At 60.5% G+C, this 14,137-nt stretch carries 12 protein-coding genes; 8 read left to right on the top strand and 4 right to left on the bottom strand.

All coding sequences use genetic code 11. The annotated features are described in order from the left end of the window. Window positions 1-35: 35 nt before the first annotated feature. The 3 genes from C5L13_RS09740 to C5L13_RS09750 form a co-directional block, all read right to left on the bottom strand. Window positions 36-866, bottom strand: a complete 831-nt coding sequence (locus C5L13_RS09740) for an alpha/beta fold hydrolase (protein ID WP_170117239.1) — start codon at window positions 864-866, stop codon at window positions 36-38. A gap of 494 nt (window positions 867-1,360) precedes the next feature. Continuing rightward, window positions 1,361-1,915, bottom strand: coding sequence for a type 1 glutamine amidotransferase family protein (locus C5L13_RS09745; protein ID WP_105383064.1), 555 nt, complete (start codon window positions 1,913-1,915; stop codon window positions 1,361-1,363). 87 nt (window positions 1,916-2,002) lie between these two features. Beyond that, a complete protein-coding gene (locus tag C5L13_RS09750; RefSeq protein WP_245571187.1) occupies window positions 2,003-4,741 on the bottom strand; it encodes an ATP-binding protein in 2,739 nt (912 codons plus the stop codon). Between the two features lie 497 nt (window positions 4,742-5,238). Between C5L13_RS09750 and C5L13_RS09755 the strand changes: the two genes are divergently transcribed. From C5L13_RS09755 to C5L13_RS09775, 5 genes are read left to right on the top strand one after another with little or no spacing between them, the layout of a single operon-like run. Next, window positions 5,239-6,066: a metallophosphoesterase family protein gene (locus C5L13_RS09755; RefSeq protein WP_105383065.1), complete on the top strand. Its 828-nt coding sequence runs from the start codon at window positions 5,239-5,241 to the stop codon at window positions 6,064-6,066. After that, window positions 6,063-7,229, top strand: a complete 1,167-nt coding sequence (locus C5L13_RS09760; protein WP_105383066.1) for an ABC transporter ATP-binding protein — start codon at window positions 6,063-6,065, stop codon at window positions 7,227-7,229. The genes C5L13_RS09755 and C5L13_RS09760 overlap by 4 nt, the downstream gene beginning before the upstream one ends. After that, entirely contained in the window at window positions 7,222-8,154 is a 933-nt protein-coding gene (locus C5L13_RS09765; protein WP_105383067.1) for a carbohydrate ABC transporter permease, read from the top strand. The genes C5L13_RS09760 and C5L13_RS09765 overlap by 8 nt, the downstream gene beginning before the upstream one ends. Further along, on the top strand, window positions 8,151-8,987 hold the full coding sequence (locus tag C5L13_RS09770) for a carbohydrate ABC transporter permease (RefSeq protein ID WP_105383068.1): 837 nt from the start codon (window positions 8,151-8,153) through the stop codon (window positions 8,985-8,987). Before C5L13_RS09765 ends, C5L13_RS09770 begins: the two co-directional genes overlap by 4 nt. Before the next feature lie 27 nt (window positions 8,988-9,014). Then, window positions 9,015-10,286, top strand: a complete 1,272-nt coding sequence (locus C5L13_RS09775; protein ID WP_105383069.1) for an ABC transporter substrate-binding protein — start codon at window positions 9,015-9,017, stop codon at window positions 10,284-10,286. 71 nt (window positions 10,287-10,357) lie between these two features. Here C5L13_RS09775 and C5L13_RS09780 read toward each other — a convergent pair whose 3' ends face one another. Next, on the bottom strand, window positions 10,358-11,338 hold the full coding sequence (locus C5L13_RS09780; protein ID WP_105383070.1) for a substrate-binding domain-containing protein: 981 nt from the start codon (window positions 11,336-11,338) through the stop codon (window positions 10,358-10,360). A gap of 217 nt (window positions 11,339-11,555) precedes the next feature. Here C5L13_RS09780 and C5L13_RS09785 point away from each other — a divergent pair, with 217 nt between their 5' ends. The 3 genes from C5L13_RS09785 to C5L13_RS09795 all read left to right on the top strand — a co-directional run bounded on the left by C5L13_RS09785 (window position 11,556) and on the right by C5L13_RS09795 (window position 13,872). Then, window positions 11,556-11,861 carry a hypothetical protein gene (locus C5L13_RS09785; protein ID WP_105383154.1) on the top strand — a complete coding sequence of 102 codons (306 nt, stop codon included), beginning with the start codon at window positions 11,556-11,558 and terminating at the stop codon, window positions 11,859-11,861. A gap of 498 nt (window positions 11,862-12,359) precedes the next feature. After that, window positions 12,360-12,701: a hypothetical protein gene (locus C5L13_RS09790; RefSeq protein WP_105383071.1), complete on the top strand. Its 342-nt coding sequence runs from the start codon at window positions 12,360-12,362 to the stop codon at window positions 12,699-12,701. 184 nt (window positions 12,702-12,885) lie between these two features. Further along, on the top strand, window positions 12,886-13,872 hold the full coding sequence (locus tag C5L13_RS09795; RefSeq protein ID WP_105383072.1) for a Bug family tripartite tricarboxylate transporter substrate binding protein: 987 nt from the start codon (window positions 12,886-12,888) through the stop codon (window positions 13,870-13,872). The last annotated feature ends 265 nt before the right edge of the window (window positions 13,873-14,137 follow it).

Here is a 14,137-nt window from a genome sequence, read left to right on the forward strand (position 1 = left end):
TCCAAGTTATCTGATGGAAACACACGCCCGCTGCGTCAGCTCTGGAAGAAGGCCAAGAGATCGGGATTGACGACATCCGGATGCGTCGTGCACAGACCGTGCGGCAGACCCGGATAGGTTTTCAACATTCCCTTCCTAAGCAACTTGACGGAGAGCGGCGCGGAGTCGGCGTAAGGCACGATTTGGTCGTCGTCACCATGCATCACCAGGACAGGCAGATCGATCCTCTTGAGGTCCTCGGTGAAATCTGTCTCCGAAAAGGCCTTGATGCAGTCATAGTGCGCCTTTGCGCCGCCCATCATGCCTTGCCGCCACCAATTCTGGATGACGCCTTCGGAAGCCTGTGCGCCCGGACGGTTGAACCCGTAGAAAGGGCCGGCCGGTACGTCGCGGAAGAACTGAGCGCGGTTTGCGATGAGTGCGGCGCGGAAGCCGTCGAAGACTTCGATAGGCAGGCCGCCCGGGTTCTTTTCGGACTTTACCATGATCGGCGGGACGGCACCGATGATGACGGCCTTCGAGACACGGCCGGGTTTGGCGCGGGCAACATAGTGGACAACTTCGCCGCCGCCCGTCGAGTGACCAACGTGGATGGCGTTTTTGAGGTCGAGCTTCTCGGCGAGTGCCGCGACGTCGGCCGCGTAGGTGTCCATCTCATTGCCGATGTAGGTCTGCGTCGAACGCCCGTGGCCGCGCCGGTCGTGGGCGATGACACGGAAGCCCTCCCCAAAGAAGAACATCATCTGATTGTCCCAGTCGTCAGCCGAGAGCGGCCAGCCGTGATGGAAGACGATCGCCTGGGCGTCCTTCGGGCCCCAGTCCTTGTAGAAGATTTCGGTGCCGTCGGTCGTGGTGATGTAGGCCATTGTCATATTCCCCTGTTCGGTTGCGGTGGATTGGATGGCTGCTGAGGCCCTCTTCGGAAGCGACGCGAACGCCGCCGCAGCACCTCCTGCGAGGAGGAAGTCACGCCGGGTGGCGCCCAGTTGCATTGCGATGGCGGTACCATTCATGTCCGTCTCCCTGGAAGCTTGGATGCCTCTGTTGACGAAGATCAACGTGCCTGACGGACGGCAGTAAAACGAGTTAAGGGTCGTAAATTGATGAAAATCAAAACCCTCGCCGCTGCGAAGGAAAGAAAAAGGGGCCGGAAATTCCCGCCCCCTGAAGAAAGAACGGTAGGCATTGTTGGTGTCGAAACCGAAGTGTCAGTCCGGCCTTGCGAAGAAGATCGTGTCGTTAGTGCAGGCGTCGCCCGTGATGATCGGTCACGGGGTCGTGATGTCAGGAGGGTAGTCGCCGGTTCAGACGCGCGCGAATTAGGCGTCGTAAATCGATGAAAGCCTGGCCGCCGGGCGCGTCAGACGTGGCCGTCCCGGCGCATATCGACGACGACATTTATCAAGGCGCGGGCGGCGCAGAGCGGAGATTCGTCGTTGTCGCCGAGGATCAGCAATCCGTTGCCCGCACCCTCCGGCGCAAGGAGTAGGTGCTTGCCTGGGACCAGCGCCACGGGTTTGCCGACATCAAGGAAATCCCGAACAAGAGCAGCGACCCCGAAGTTGTCGTCGGTCCATATCTTACCTGACAGGCCGATACAGAAGGCGGCCGCGAAGTCATCGACGACGATTTGATCAAGTCCGAGCGTGTCGGCGAGGTCGTCGCGAGCTATGCGATCGCTCCTGAACCGCTGGACCGCAGTATCCGACAGTCCGGCGGAATGCATCCCCTCGATGAGGTTGGGTGGACCACCCAAGGGTGTGGCCAAGACTACCTCCGACCCAAGTTTCTTGAACGCGTAGTAGGGTGTCGCGATCCTCGCCAGGTCCACTTCCGGATTTCCTGCCCCGCCCTCGCCCTCGCCCTCGCCCTCGACGATCAGTATCAGAAAGCGCGTAGCGGCCTCTTCGTTCATCTTGTTCTCCTGCTCTGCGCATAATCATCGTGCGTGCAAGGACGGAGAACGAGTTTAGAGTTGTAAATTCGTGTAAATTCAATGCCGTCAGGGAGAGACCGCGCTGGTCAGGACTGGTGCCGAAATGCCTGCCCCGCCCGCGGCAATCGCCGCGAGGTCACGTTCAATCCGCCATTTCCACGCATAGGCGCCATCATGCCAAGCGGCCTCGGCTCCCACCTTCAGCTGTTCCATCGCAAACGCGGTCGCCTGGTCCTCGCGACCTTCGGACAGAATGACCACCGCCTTCACCCGATGGAGTTCCGGTAGGCACCACCTTTCGCCGGAATTCCCACACTGCTCAATTGCGCCATCGATCATCCTCCCTGCCTCGGAATGACGCGACAGCGCGGCGAGCGCTCGGGCTGCGACCGATTGGAAGTAGGTCTGAAACAACGTGAAGCCCGCAGCCGAAAGCGTTTCCATCGCCGATCTCAGCAATCGCATGCATTCATCCGGGTGGCTCTGCCGAAGCATCAATTCGGCCTCGAAGCAATCGGCGTAGCGGTGCCAGACATCGAGCGACAGCGCCTTCGTTTGCTCTCTGAGTTGGGAGATATATTCTGCCGCGAGGTCATTGCGGCCGCCCAGGAGCGCAATCGGGCAGGCAGCCTCGGCGAGGACGTTCGAAAGCGAGAGTGTGTGGCCGATATCCTGAGCGTAGTGCACCGTCTCGCGCACTTCACCCAACGCCTCCTCTTCCTCGCCGATCGCCCACAAAGCCCGGGCGAGGATGATGCGGGCCGTGACGCGCTGATCGAACTGGAACCGAATGGAATGTTGACCCCCTCGAAGCCCCGAATACTCCCGCAGCATCTGCCGAAGTTCGTCGATGGATTCCGAGTGACGGCCCTGCCAATGAAGCGTAGCACCGCGCATCCGCCTTCCGATGATGGCGTCGGTGGGATCGGCGGAAGAACCCGCTAGCGCTCCGAACTTGTCGGCGAACTCCATCCCCAGCGCAGGCTGGGCGCGATTGATGGCGTCTACCCACAAGGCCCAGATGGCGCGCAGCTGATGATCGACATCGCCGATTTCCTCGGCGATCGTGAGCGCCGTAGACCACGCCCGGATTCCGTATTCCGGCGCGTCGGTCGACCGCATCTGCGGCCAGCCGAGCGCGGCATAGAGCTTCATGCGGCGGCGCTCATCCAGTCCGGGGTGTTCCTCCAAATAGGCTATCGCACGGGTGACTGCGACGAAGCACTCGTCCAGCAACGACAGCCTGAAGAGCAACGGCAGGCTCGCCACCGTAAGCCTCACGCCAAGCAGTTGGTCGCCCTGGTCGCTGAACGACCAATCTAGTCCGGATCGCAGGTTCGCCACGAGCGAGGCATAGTCTTCCGACCAGTCGTCGACCGCGGTCGAATAGAGTTCCTGTTCGGCGCGCCCAAGCCTATCCTCGATATATCCGGCGAGGCGGGACATCGTCGTGTTCGTGCCGTCTGACTCTGCCAGCTTCTCGGTCGCATAAATACGTGTCGTGTCCAGCAGGCGATAACGTGTCCCCGCCGAATGCGTATCCGCGCTGACAAGCGATTTAGAGACGAGAGAGGCGAGGTCGTCCTCGGGGAATTCTCCCGAGAGCACCTTTTCGGCCGCGTCGCCGCCGAACCAACCGCGGAACACGGAAAGCTCCTGCAGCGCCGTGCGCTCCGACGGCGAAAGGATTGTGTAGCTCCAATCCAATGTCGCACGTAGTGTCTGATGCCTCGGCAATGCGGTGCGCCGGCCTCGTGTCAGAAGGCGGAAGCAGTCGGAGAGCGACGCAGCCAGCCCCTGCACGCTGATCGCCTCGAGCCGGCCCGCCGCCAGCTCGATCGCGAGCGCGATACCGTCCAGCCTCGAGCAGATGTCCATCACGTGTGGCGCGTCGTCGTCGGAGAGTTCGTAGCTCCCGAGACACGCGTCGGCGCGCTCGACGAACAATTGCACCGCTGGCGATGCCAAGGCATCTCTCGCATTGCCTATCGACGACGGCACCTCGAGCGGTGGCAGGCGATGGACCCGCTCGCCGTCCGCCCTGAGCGGCTCACGGCTGGTCGCGAGAATGCGGGTGGACGGCGATGCCGCCGTTATAGCCTCCACCATCGGTGCCACGCCGTCGACAGCCTGTTCGCAGCTGTCCAGCACCAGAAGCACCTCCCGCTGCGAAAGGTATTCGCCGATGTCGCGGATGATGTCGTTCGAACGGGCAAGGATTCCGAGCGCCGACGCGATGGTGGTCGGGATTAGTCCGGGTTGGGCGACTTCGGAGAGATCGATCCAAACCGCTTCGGGCATTCCCTCGCCCGCGATTACGGCCCGCGCCACCGTCGTTTTCCCGATACCACCTGGCCCGACGATGGTCAGCAGCCGGGAGCGACGCAGTTGCGCGGCCACAAGAGCGATGGATTGCTCCCGCCCAAAAATTCGGGGCGCCACCGGATGGCCAGAAGGAAGCGCCGGAGGGGCTGCCGAAGACGTGCCGACCCGCTCTGGGATCATTTGCGCGATGAACGTATAGCCCCGTCCGGGAACGTTCGCGATGAACTTCGACTCCCGTTGCGTGTCGTCCAGCGCCTTCCTCAGCGCGGATATGTGGACCCGCAGATTGGCCTCCTCTACGAAGGTATCCGGCCAGACGTGTTTGATGATCTCGGCGTTGGTCTTCAGCTCTCCGGAATGCGAAGCAAGGAAGATAAGGATGTCGGCGGCCCGGCTGCCGAGCGGCACCGTTCGGCCGTCGCGAAGAAGCGTGCGTCGGCTCGGTGCTATCGTGAACGGTCCAAAATGTATGTCGCTCACCGGATGTCTCGCGACTCGATTATAAAACTGCTGTAATCGGAATATGGGCACTGCTCAATCAGCTGCATTTTTGCAAGCAGTCACCAGGACTTGCAACCGCCACGATGGAGATTTAACGAAAGTCTTATTGGTTTTTTCGGTCCGGCTTTGCCTATTCGAGCTAACCCTGCTCGATCGCCGAAAGAGGCTGGCATTAACTGCATCAGAATCCGCGATCGAAAATTGATCAGCCGAACGGGCCGCAATTCGCGATCTGGAAACGGTCTTCGCTAAGGCACTTCTTGAATCCACCAAGGCACTGTCGGCGCTACTGCGCCTTCACTCGATGAAATTGTTTTGTCTTCCGGGGTCTTCGGGAGGACGGCCCGTTTTACAGTCCTGTGACAGAACTGAAAGAAAGCTGGAAAACTCTGTAACCGGCCTGACACGATAGCGCTCTAAGGAACCGTAAACACCTTCGCCCCTGCGGAAGGTACTTGCGAGACCGGAGAACTGCCGTGAAAATCATCCAGATTACCGACACCCATTTCAGCCCGGAAAAGCAGCACTTCAACGGCAATTGGGCGCCGCTTCTGAACTGGATCGAAGACGCTGGCGCCGATCTCATCATTCATACCGGCGATCTCACGGTCGATGGCGCAGACAAGGCGGAAGACATTACCTTCTGCATGGATCTGATGCGCCAGGTATCGGTCCCGATGCTGATCGTGCCCGGCAACCACGATGTCGGCCATTTACCCGGCTCCGCCCAGCCGGTGAATGCCGAGCGTCTCAAGCGCTGGCGTGATCTCGCAGGCGAGGACCGTTGGTTTCACGACGCCGGCGAATGGCGTGTCGTCGGGCTTAATTCGCTACTCCTCGGCCAGGAGAACCACGAAGAAGAGACACAATTCGAATGGCTCAGCAAAACACTGGAAAACGCGAAAAATCGCCGCATCGCCCTCTTTGCTCATAAGCCGCTTTTCGTCGACGAACCATATGAGGGCGATACCGGTTACTGGGGCGCGCGGCCGAAGGAACGGGCCCAGCTTTTCGACCTGCTCGCCGCGCATGACGTGGCGCTTTTTGCCAGCGGCCACCTGCATTGGGCATGGCAGGGCCGTCATGAGAATATGGCACTCACCTGGTGTCCCTCGGCTGCCTTCATCATCGACAAGCTGGAGCGTGAAATGCCGGGCGAGCGCCTGATCGGTGCCGCTGTTCACACCTTTGGCGACGACGTACAGACTGAGATCGTCGCCGTGCCCGGCATGACCGCCTATGTCATCGACGACGTTATCGACGAGGTTTATCCGCGTCCGGTGAAGACGGAGGCGGCCGAATGAGTGCGCTTTCCCTTCGCGGCATCCACAAGTCCTTTTCCGCTAATCAGATTCTCAAGGGCGTCAGCCTGGATGCCGGCGAGAACGAATTCATCGCGTTGGTGGGTCCTTCGGGCTGCGGCAAGAGCACTTTGCTCCGCATCCTCGCGGGCCTGGAAAGCGCCGATGGCGGCGAGATTGTCGTCGGCGACCGCGACCTCTCGCCCGTGCCCGCAGCGGACCGCAACATTGCCATGGTGTTCCAGTCCTACGCGCTTTACCCGCATCTGACGGCCGCGCAGAACATCGCCGTGCCGCTCGTCATGCGCAATCTGACCCGCCTACAACGGCTGCCGCTCGTCGGCCCGCTGATGCCCGGCCAGCGCAAGGCAATCGCCAACATCAAACGCGAAGTGCGCGACATGGCAGCGTCACTGAAGATCGACCACCTGATCGACCGCAAGCCCGGCCAGATGTCCGGCGGCCAGCGCCAGCGTGTCGCGCTCGGCCGCGCCATGGTGCGTCGACCGGCCGTCTTCCTGATGGACGAGCCACTGTCGAACCTCGACGCCAACCTGCGTGTTCACGCCCGCGGCGAGATCGTCGAACTGCATCGCCGTGCTGGCGTTCCGACCATCTACGTCACCCATGACCAGGCCGAAGCCCTCTCCATGGCCGACCGTGTCGCTGTGATGATCGGCGGCTCGCTGCTGCAACTCGCCTCGCCGCAGGTGATCTACGACGATCCGCAGCATGTCGAGGTGGCAAAGTTCATCGGCCAGCCGCGCATCAATCTTTTCGCATCACAGGCCGCACCGGACGGTACGGTCGCGTTCGGCGATATCCGCCTTAGGTCTGCCGAAAAGCTTACCCCAGGCACGCCCGTCACGATCGGCATTCGACCGGAATTCGTGGCCGTCAACCGCAACGGTCAGCATGGCCTGCCCGCCCGCATCGACCGTGTCGAATTCCTGGGTTCGGAAATCATCCTTTATTGCCGCCTCGATGCGATCGGCGAAACGGTGATCGCCAAACTGTCGCCGGCCGAAGGTACAGGCCTTGCCGTCGGGATGTCCGTGCGCCTGGAATTCGCACCCGACCGACTGTTCGTCTTTGCCGAAAACGGCCGACGCCTTCCCTCTTTCCCCATGAGCGCAGACGTCGCGCTGGAGACGGCTAATGGCTGAGGTAATTGCCATTCCGAGCTCCTTCGGCAAGGCGACGACACGTTCGGCAGCCGAACGCCACGAATCCCGCACAGGCTGGCTTCTGTCCATGCCGGCCATAGTCCTGCTCTTCATGTTCATCCTGGTTCCGGTGGCGGCCGTCATCTTGATGAGTTTCACCGACTACGAGCTTGGTTATACCGGCTTCAAATGGGTGGGCTTCGACAACTACGCCGACCTCGTTACCAACCGCACCTTCCGCCGCTCGCTGTGGAATACCACCGTCTACACGGCGATCGTCGCTCCTGTCTCGATCTTCATGGCGCTCGGCCTTGCTATGCTGATCGAGAGCGAAGGCATCGGCCGCTCGTTTTTCCGTACCGCCTATTTCCTGCCTGTCGCCTCGCTGCTCGTCGCCATGGCAACCGTCTGGCAATATCTCTTCCATCCGACCATCGGCCCGGTGAACGCGCTCCTGCGGCTCGCCGACATCGAGGGGCCGAACTGGCTCGGCGCCTCGAGCTATGTGCTCTACGGCCTTTCGATCATCGGCGTCTGGCAGTCGGTCGGGTTCAATCTCGTACTGTTCCTCGCCGGTCTGACCGCCATCCCACGCGAACTTTATGCCGCTGCTCATGTCGACGGCGCTCGCTCCGCCTTCGACCGGTTCCGGCTGGTCACCTGGCCGATGCTCGGACCAACGACGCTCTTTGTCACCACGATCAGCGTCATCAATGCAGTCAAGGTGTTCGAGACGGTCAAGACGCTGACCGAAGGCGGACCTAACAAGGCTTCGGAAGTGCTGCTCTTCACCATCTACCAGGAAGGTTTCGTCTATCTGCGCGTCGGCTACGCCTCGGCCATGACGGTCGTCTTCCTGATCATCCTCGTGATCCTGATGTTCCTGCAATACCGGATCCAGGACCGGCAGGTGCATTACACATGAGCGCGCAGACCTTCACCCTCGGGCGGGCGATCCGCCTCTTCCTCCTGAGCTTCGGCGCGCTGATCTTCCTGGCACCCTACATCTTTATGATCTCGACCGCCGGCAAGGCGCAGAGCGACATCTTTTCCTCCTCGCTCTCGCTCATTCCCCAGCACTGGTCCTACATCGCGAACTTCACCAAGGCGCTGACCCGCGTTTCGATGACGACGCTGCTCTGGAACGGCGTGGTGGTCTGCGCGCTGATCTTCGTTTTCCAGGTGATGATCGCCATCCCCTGCGCCTATGCCATGGCGAAGCTGAAGTTCCGTGCTGCAAGGCTGATGATGGTGCTCGTCATGCTCGGCCTTTTGGTGCCGATCCATGCCACCGCCCTGCCGCTCTACGTCGCCTTCGACCGCATGGCGGTGCTCAACAGCTATTTTGCGCTGGTCGCCCCCTTCACCATCTCGGTCTTCGGCATCTTTCTCTTCCTGCAGTTCTTCCGCGCCATACCGGATGACCTGATCCACGCCGCCCGGCTCGACGGCATGTCGGAACTCGGCATTATCGGCCGCGTGATCGTGCCCAACGCCTGGCCGGCAATCACCGCCTTTGCGATCTTCTCGGTCGTCGCCCACTGGAACGACCTCTACTGGCCATTGATCGTCATCTCCAACCAGACCTACGCCACGCCGCCGCTCGGCCTCCTCTACTTCCGGGCTGCCGAGGCCGGCGATGATTACGGCGCGCTGATGGCGGCCACTCTCATCATCACCTTTCCGCTCGTCGCGGCCTTCCTGCTTGCCCAGAAGCGCTTCGTCGAGGGCATCACCATGACCGGTCTCAAGGGCTGACCGGCATCAACTCAAGGAGAACATGCTATGAAGCATCTCACCAACATCCTCGCCGCCGCTGCTACGGCGGTCGCCATGACGGTATCGCTTCCGGCCCACGCCGAAACGACATTGACCGTGCACTATCCGATGCCGGGCTTCTTCAAGGACGTAATGGACACGATCTCGAAGAAATTCATGGAAGAAAACCCTGATATCAAGATCCAGTTCGCCAACCCCTCGGCCACGTATGAAGAAGGCATCCAGCTGATCATGCGCCAGGCCGGCACAGCGGAAATGCCGGACCTGACCTTCATCGGACTCAACCGCTTGCGCATGGTGCAGGAGCGTTCGATCCCGGTCGATCTCGGTCCCTTCATCGCCAAGGAACGCGACATGGGCAAGCTCGGCTTCTCCGACAACATCCTGAAGCTTGCCCAGGTCAAAGGCACACAGGTCGGCCTCGCTTTCGCGACCTCCAACCCGATCATGTATTACAACGCCGATCTGGTGAAGGCTGCCGGCGGCAATCCCGATGTCCCGCCGAAGACCTGGGACGAAGTCATCGCGCTCGGCGCCAAGATCAAGGCGCTTGGCAACGGCGTCGAAGGCATCGACTTCCGCTGGCAGGGTGACGACTGGATGTTCTCCGCTCTCCTGTTCGGCGCTGGCGGCCAAATGCTGGGCGGCGACGAGAAGTCCGTCGCCTTTGACAGCCCGGAAGGTGAAAAGGCCGTTAACGTCCTAGATCAGATGGTCAAGAAAGGCGGCCTGCCGGTCTTCACCGCCGCTGCCGGCGAGCAGGCCTTCTTCGCTGGCAAGGTCGGAATAGAGTTCAAGACGACCGGCGCATTGCGCAACACGATCAAGAGCGTTGGCAACAAGTTCGACCTGCGCACCGCCCAGATCCCGTTGATCGATCCGGTCAAAGGCAAGCTGCCGACCGGCGGCAATGCCGTCGTCATCCTTGCCCGCGATACGGCCAAGCAGGAAGCTGCCTGGAAATTCGCCAAGTTCGCCGCCGGCCCTTACGGCGCCTCGGTCGTCGTTCCTGGCACCGGCTACGTCCCGAATAACGAACTGGCGGCCAAGTCGCCGGAATATCTCGGCAATTTCTATAAGGAGAACCCGCTCTTCGTGGCTGGTCTCAGCCAGATGGACCGAATGGTTCCGTGGTACGCCTTCCCGGGCACCAACGGCGTGAAGGTCACCCAGGCGATCGTCGAGAACCTGTCGCGCATCGTGGAGCAGCAAGCTGCCCCGAAGGAAGCCCTGCAGGACGCCGCCGATGAAGTGGAAGGCCTGCTGCCTCGCAGCTAATTTGACCTAGGCCACCGACAAATCGCCGCTTCCGGTCCCGGAAGCGGCGATTTTGCATGGAGGGAAGACGTTCAAATTGCGCGCACCGTGCCGCCCCGACGCAGCATATAGGCGAGATCGAAGTGGCGAGCGGGTGCTGCGTTTTCCGCAATGTCCAGCAGCAGCGAAGCCGCCGCCGCTCCCATGCTCGCATCCGGCATCTCCACCGTCGTCAGCGGCGGGTCCATCAGCCGTCCGATGGCTATCCCGTCGAAACCAGCCACGGAAATATCGTGTGGCACGGAAAGCCCCTCACGCCGCAGCGCTCCGATGACGCCGAGTGCAAGAAGATCGTTTGAGGCGATGATCGCCGTCGGCGATACGGTCGCCAGCGCCGCGCTGAGATCAATCTGATCGTAGCCGTTGACGAAGGAAATCTGGACCGCTTCCAACGGTGCAATGCCATTCTCGATCATCGCATCGCGATAGCCCTCATGCCGGCGACGCGCGCGGTCGGAAGCAGCGAAGTTTCCGGAAACGAACAGGATGCGCCGATGGCAGAGACCGATCAGCATCTGCGTCAGTTCGCGGCCGGCACCGCGATTGTCCACCGTCACGGCTGCAGGAAACAGGGAGGTCGGCATGTTGTTGAGAAGCACGGTTGGCGGCAGCGACGACATGAGGGCAACGCTCGTGCCGGGATCGCAGACGGTCAGGATCAGGCCGGTCGGCCGGTCGTTGAGAAGCGAGGCAACTGCGTCCGCTTCGCGTGCAGGGTCGTAGTTCGACTGAGCAATCAGCACGCCATGGCCGGCAACCAGCATGCGGTTCTGGATGCTGGAAAGCGACGAGGCGAAGACGGGATTGGTGATGCTGGGGATCAGCACCCCGACGATCGGTCGCTGTCCGCCCCTGCCGGGAGCAGAATTTATCGGTCGATAACCGAGTTCTGCCGCTGCGCGGCGAACTCTACGGACCATGTGGTCGCTGACATTGCCGTTGCAATTGAGCGCTCGGCTTGCGGTCGCCAGCGAGCATCCGGCTCTCATCGCCACCTGCTGCAATGTAGTCATCAGAGAATGTCCTCTTCCGCCTGCCCGACCTCAGCGCCTGCCGGCAGCAGATTTCCTCTCGACATGTAAGAGTTTTATGTCAGCGATGAAGGACTTACTCGGGTCAACCATCGCGATCAGCAGCCCATCGATAGAGGATGGCTCTGCAAAGTTTGGGTTGACCACTTCGGATGGCGAGGCGACAGTTGCAACCTGCAGCGAGGCAGGAGGAAAAATGATGGTCGAGACGGACCGCTGGCGCCACATGGCAAGCGCACCTAAAGACGGTAGTCGGATCTTAGTCACGATCCGTTCGTCCGAACAGGGGCCGGCAGAAGTTGACCTTGCGTATTGGTCGAATGGCGATCAGTTCGGTGGGGAAGGCTGGCGCGCCTCTGATTCCTCGCCCGGACACATTATCGAATACGCTGAGCCGGAACTGAAGTGTTGGATGCCGATGCCCTCAGCCAGCCTCAATCGCCTGTCTATGCCCACACCCTGGGAAGGCAGCGACACCCAGCAGTTCGACGGGTCAGGGATCTAAGACTTCGCGCCGAACAAAAAACGGCTCCGGCCTCCTACAGACGAGAACCAGAGACCCGGCTGGAGCAGAACGAGATCGCCATCCGGGGCAAGCGCGATCGAACGTCTCTGGCAATCAGCACAACAAAAAAGGCCGGGGCGAAATCGCACCGACCTTCCTCATCATCGCCTACTTACCTGTGCCAGTACATCCGTGGTCAAAAGCCAGATGGCGAAGCGGCTTGCGAGCGGCGAATTCATTCCAGCGCTCATCAGCAATGCCGATGGCTGAGTTCTATAGGTCGAATGTGTTCACAACAAGTTGGCGGCGTCGACCGCCCCTATTTGGGGCTGCCTTGACTTCTGAGGTCGTTATCGACCGTCCCATGTGACTACAGCTCTTGGACAGACCGAAGCGAATTAGCAGGAACTTATTCACGGATAACGTTTGGATAATCCGACATTGACTATGGATTGAAGTCTCCTGCGACTTTTCCGGCCGGAATGCGTTTGCTCGGCTATGAATGTCAACAGCTCAGAATACCAGCCGCTTGAGGCGAAGCCTCTCTCCTATCGGCGCATGTACATGTTTGCGGAGCATGCTGCGGCGAACGCCTGCTGGCCGAGGGATGTACGTCGGGCCGCCTCCCGCGTCGTCAGGCTCCTGGGGCCTGTCATCGATCAACCCATAGCTCCGGCCGCCCGTCTTGCGGAATCAAGAAGGCAGTTCGAGAAGCTGGTAACCGTCTTGAGCCGCCATGGCAGAAGCCTGGAAGCCGTTGCAGGCAGACCTGATCTTCCCGTGCGCGGCGGCGCGAAAAGCTCAATCATCATCAAGCCCCGGCGGATCGCCGCGACATGAGAATAATGCGCCAAATACGGGTCCGAGCCGAATCTGTATCCGATTGTCAAAGTAACCAGCATTCGTGCCTCAGCAGTTGGCACCTGCCCTGCCGAGGTCAGATTTGTATTTGACCCGTGCAGCAATCTGCTTAGTTTGAACCGACTGCCGAACCAGGCAGCTTGGACTAATAGGAGGCATTTCCATGCATAGTTTGTTCACAAGGCGGGCGGCCCTTGGCGTCGCAGGGGCGGTATTGTCCCTCATCTCGCTCGGTGCCTCGGCCGTAGCCCAATCCTTCCCTGATCGGACAATCACCCTGGTCGTGCCTTTTGCGGCTGGCGGCTCCACCGACGTCGTCGCACGGGTCATCGCCCAGAAGATGGGGGAAAACCTGAAGCAGCAGGTTGTTGTCGAAAACGTTGCGGGCGCCGGCGGCAATCTCGGTGCAGACCGCGTCGCACGTGCGGAACCGGACGGGTACACGATTCTGATGGGAACAGTGGCAACCCACGCGCTCAATCCCTTGATCTTAAAGAGGAAGCCCTACGATGCAGAGAAGGATTTCTCGCCGGTTTCGCTGCTTGTCGTCGTGCCCAATGTCCTGGTGGTCAATCCGGAACTTCCGGTCAACAATGTCGCCGAGCTGATTGCGCTCCTGAAAAAGGAGCCAGACAAATATTCCTACGCCTCTTCGGGCAACGGCACCCCCCTCCACCTTTCCGGCGAACTGTTTAACAGCATGGCTGGCGTGAAGATGCAGCATGTTCCGTATAAAGGCGCCGGTCCCGCACTGAACGACCTGATCGGCAATCAAATACCGATCATGTTCGACAACCTGCCCTCATCTTCAGGCCACATCAAGTCCGGAACGCTGCGCGCGCTTGGAGTTACCACGGCAAAACGGGCACCGTCGTTTCCGGATGTGCCGACCGTTGCTGAGACGATTCCCGGATATGAGACCTACACCTGGAACGCGCTCTTCGCCCCGGCCCAGACGCCGAATGATGTGGTTGCCAGGCTCAATGAAGCCGCCAACAAAGCCCTGCAGGATCCTGCAGTGATCGCCCGGATGAACGACTTCAGCGCCACGATTGTAGGTTCCACTCCCGAGGAACTTGGCAAGCACGTAAGTGCGGAACTTGCCAAGTGGGGGCCGATCGTCAAGAACGCCAACATTCAGATGGATTGAGCACTTTACTCAAAACACCGGTGCGCCGCTCACCTGGCGCATCTGGAGGCTGAAGAACCCAAAGTGGCTGACCATGGCAGAAGCCGTGCTGCGGCCTTGAAAGTGACTATGAAGGACGGCATCGTTTAGAGAGACGCCATAACCGGGGTATAGTGTGGCTGAGCATCTTCGACATCGGAGACCAAGCGAACCACCAAAATCCGACGGCGACGGAGGGCATCAACCGACTCATTCGCTTGGCGGATCTCATTCCCTCCTCACCCGG

The organism is Neorhizobium alkalisoli, from assembly GCF_002968635.1.
GTDB lineage: Bacteria > Pseudomonadota > Alphaproteobacteria > Rhizobiales > Rhizobiaceae > Neorhizobium > Neorhizobium alkalisoli.

Excerpts from the sequence above, each read along its gene's own strand:
- C5L13_RS09740 (WP_170117239.1), bottom strand. The coding sequence starts at position 866 with ATGGCCTACATCACCACGACCGACGGCACCGAAATCTTCTACAAGGAC.
- C5L13_RS09745 (WP_105383064.1), bottom strand. The coding sequence starts at position 1,915 with ATGAACGAAGAGGCCGCTACGCGCTTTCTGATACTGATCGTCGAGGGC.
- C5L13_RS09760 (WP_105383066.1), top strand. The coding sequence starts at position 6,063 with ATGAGTGCGCTTTCCCTTCGCGGCATCCACAAGTCCTTTTCCGCTAAT.
- C5L13_RS09765 (WP_105383067.1), top strand. The coding sequence starts at position 7,222 with ATGGCTGAGGTAATTGCCATTCCGAGCTCCTTCGGCAAGGCGACGACA.
- C5L13_RS09770 (WP_105383068.1), top strand. The coding sequence starts at position 8,151 with ATGAGCGCGCAGACCTTCACCCTCGGGCGGGCGATCCGCCTCTTCCTC.
- C5L13_RS09775 (WP_105383069.1), top strand. The coding sequence starts at position 9,015 with ATGAAGCATCTCACCAACATCCTCGCCGCCGCTGCTACGGCGGTCGCC.
- C5L13_RS09780 (WP_105383070.1), bottom strand. The coding sequence starts at position 11,338 with ATGACTACATTGCAGCAGGTGGCGATGAGAGCCGGATGCTCGCTGGCG.
- C5L13_RS09785 (WP_105383154.1), top strand. The coding sequence starts at position 11,556 with ATGGTCGAGACGGACCGCTGGCGCCACATGGCAAGCGCACCTAAAGAC.
- C5L13_RS09790 (WP_105383071.1), top strand. The coding sequence starts at position 12,360 with ATGAATGTCAACAGCTCAGAATACCAGCCGCTTGAGGCGAAGCCTCTC.
- C5L13_RS09795 (WP_105383072.1), top strand. The coding sequence starts at position 12,886 with ATGCATAGTTTGTTCACAAGGCGGGCGGCCCTTGGCGTCGCAGGGGCG.